General features: G+C 70.6%; 4 protein-coding genes. All 4 read left to right on the top strand.

Annotated elements, in window-relative coordinates; genetic code table 11:
• The first annotated feature begins 170 nt into the window (after positions 1 to 170).
• A complete protein-coding gene (locus V6M42_RS12905) occupies positions 171 to 641 on the top strand; it encodes a hypothetical protein (RefSeq protein WP_332678840.1) in 471 nt (156 codons plus the stop codon).
• Between the two features lie 35 nt (positions 642 to 676).
• On the top strand, positions 677 to 1,093 hold the full coding sequence (locus V6M42_RS12900) for a hypothetical protein (protein ID WP_332659061.1): 417 nt from the start codon (positions 677 to 679) through the stop codon (positions 1,091 to 1,093).
• Between the two features lie 14 nt (positions 1,094 to 1,107).
• Positions 1,108 to 1,617, top strand: coding sequence for a hypothetical protein (locus tag V6M42_RS12895; protein WP_332678839.1), 510 nt, complete (start codon positions 1,108 to 1,110; stop codon positions 1,615 to 1,617).
• 47 nt (positions 1,618 to 1,664) lie between these two features.
• Positions 1,665 to 2,983 (top strand): DUF885 domain-containing protein (locus V6M42_RS12890; protein WP_332678837.1); only part of this gene is annotated, 1,319 nt, incomplete at its 3' end.

Genomic DNA, 2,983 nt, shown 5'->3' with positions numbered 1-2,983 from the left:
CAGGCCACGCCCGCGGCCCAGTCGCTGGTGGAGCGCTTCAGCCCGTTCTGACCGGTCCACGCCTTGCGCGCCATTTTCGCCACAAGGCGAAATCTGCCGGGCGCCGGCCAAGCGGAGCCGTGAACCGTTAATGAAAAGCAGCGTTTGCCCATCAGACGCGAGTGTTTTTCATGTTCAGGTTCGCCATCCCCGCCGTCGCCGCCCTCGGACTGGTCGCGTTCGCCGCGCAGTCGCAGGCGACGAACCCGGACGCCCAGGCGGGCGTATCGCCGATGGCCTGGCACCTCAGCCATGAGGGCGACATGGCCAAGCTGGCCTATGGCGTGGCCAATTCCGACCAGCTGGCGCTGATGATGACCTGCGAGCCGGGTGCGGCCCGGGCTGTGCTCTACGGCGACGTGAAGCCGGCCGGTCCCCGGATCCAGAAGGCGTCCCTGCGCGCCGTCGCCATCGATCCGCTGAGCGGCGGGCTGGAGGACGAGGTCGTATTGTCGTTCGACGACCCGTCGCTGAAACAACTGGCCCACAACGGCAAGATGGCCGTCGAGGGCGACGCCGGCGTGTTCGAGTTGGCGGCCACGCGCGACGAGCGCAAACTGATCGACGAATTTTTCGCCCATTGCGGACAGCGCGGCATCTGACCACATTCGGTCGAACCTTCAGCGGGGGCTGAACCATGATCGCCTTTCTCGCCGCCCTCATGGCCGTGCAGACCACGGCGCCCGCATGGACGTGGACGTTGTACGCCGACACCGCGCCCGTGGTGCTCGCCAATGAGATCCCCGACACCGCCAACCTGCGGGCGACGCTGGAATGCGATCCCGGATCGAGCGTCGCGCGGCTCACCCTTTACGGAATCCCCCTCACGGGCATGGCCCGCGTCACCGCCGGAGACGCCGCCGCCATGACCGAGGCGGCGCCGACGCGGGACGACGCCACGCGCCTGACGCTGCGCACGGACCACCCCGCCTTCGCGGCCTTTGCGGCGGACGGCCGGATGAACGTGCTCGTCGGCGATCACCGGCGACCGGTCGAGGTTCCGGCGGCCCATCTTGCCAAGCTGCGCCGTTTCTCGGAACTGTGTTCCGGCTGAACCCCGGAGCAGACATGCGCAGCCGCACCCTCATCGTCCTGGCCGTCATGGCGCTGACGGCGTCGGCCTGCGCCACGGCCGCGCCTGAGGCCCCGGGGGGCCCGGGAGCCGCGTCCAGCGGGGCGCCGGTTCCGGTCGAGGGCTATGACTGGTTCTTTCACGTCGACGACGGCGCGGCCCGTCTCGCCTACGGTCTGGCCGAGAGCGATGACCTCCGGCTGGGGCTGGACTGCGCTCGCGCGTCGGGCCGACTGTCCCTCAGCGGCGTCGCCCAGGACGGTGCGAAACCCGAGTTCCACATCGAGTCCGGCGGCGAGACCGGACGTTTTCCGGCCGAGGCGGAACCGTCCCAGATCCACGACGGCGTTTTCCTGAGCGCCGAGGCCCCGGCCGACGCCCCCGTGTTCCGGCGGTTCCGTCAGCTGGGCTGGCTGGCCCTGTGGCAGGACGGGACGCGGCAGGCCTATGCGCCCCACCCTGCCTCCGCCCCCGATATCGAGCGGTTCTTCGCCTTCTGCGGTTGACGCGAGGCGCGGGCTCCGGTGCAGTCCCCCTTCCTCGGAGGGACCTCATGAAAACCGTCATCGCCGCCAGCGCCATCGCCCTGCTTGCCGGATTCGCCCAGCCGGCGCTGGCCCAGACGCGCGCTCCCGTCGCGGCGGCCCCCGCCGCTCCCAATGCGGCCCTCGCCTCGGTGCTGGCGGACTATGAGACCTATTTGCGCTCGGTCGATCCGGTCACGGCGGGTCTCGAGGGCGACCGCGCGGCCCTCTCGCGGCTGGGCGACGCCTCCCGCGCGTTCGAAGCGGCGCAGGAGCCCGTCCTCAAGGGGTTCGCCGATCGGCTGGCGGCGATCGACCCGGCCGTCCTGACCGACGACGAGCGCCTGAACCACGCCTTCATGACCTATGTCGTCAAACGCTCGCGGGACCGCATCCCGCTGGACACCGGCCGCATCGACGCCTTCAACTCGGAAGGCGGCCCGGGTCAGGGGTTGAGCTATGTCGCCACGGTCACCCGGATCACCACCGCAGCGGATGCAGAGGCCTGGATCGCGCGGCTGGAGGCCATGCCGAAAATCTACGCCGATCAGCTGGCCAACGCGCGGCGCGGGCTGGAAACCGGGATGGTTCAGCCCCGCTCCATCGTCGAGAACGCCCTGACCCTGATCGAGCCCGAGGCCGCGCTGACGCCCGGCGCCGATCCCCTGCTCAAGCCCCTCGCCGCCCTGCCCGCCTCCATTCCCGTGGCCCAGCAGAACGCCTTGCGCGAACGCGCGGCCCGGGCGGTCGCGGACGGGGTCATGCCGCAGCGCCGCGAATGGGCGCGGTTCCTGCGCGAGGACTATCTGCCCCGCGCGCCCGAGACCCTGGGCCTGATCAACCGGCCGGGCGGGCGCGAGACCTACGCCTATCTGGTGCGCGGCTTCACCACCACCGAGCTGACGCCCGACGAGGTGCACGCCATCGGTCTCGAGGAGGTCGCCCGCATCCGCGCGCGCATGGACACCGAGATGCAGGCCGCGGGCTGGACGGGGGATTTCGCCGGCTTCCTTCGCTTCCTCCGCACCGATCCGCAGTTCTACGCCACAACGCGCGAGGACCTGCTGGAGAAGGCGTCGGAGATGGCCAAACGCGCCGACGACGGCCTGCCGGCCCTGTTCGGCACCCTGCCCCGCCTGCCCTACGGCGTCCGCCCGGTGCCGCGCGAGATCGAGGCCAACTACACCACCGGCCGCTACAACCAGGGCTCCATCGAGAACGGCATCGCCGGCGGCTATATGGTCAACACCTCCAGCCTCGACCAGCGCGGCCTGTACGAACTGCCGGCCCTGACCCTGCACGAGGCGGTGCCCGGCCACCACCTGCAGATCGCCCTGCAGCAGGAGGC

The sequence above is a fragment of the Brevundimonas sp. genome (assembly GCF_036677305.1).
Classification (GTDB): Bacteria; Pseudomonadota; Alphaproteobacteria; order Caulobacterales; family Caulobacteraceae; genus Brevundimonas.
Note: the sequence above shows the minus strand (reverse complement) of the source record. Positions and strands in the feature narration are given on the sequence as shown.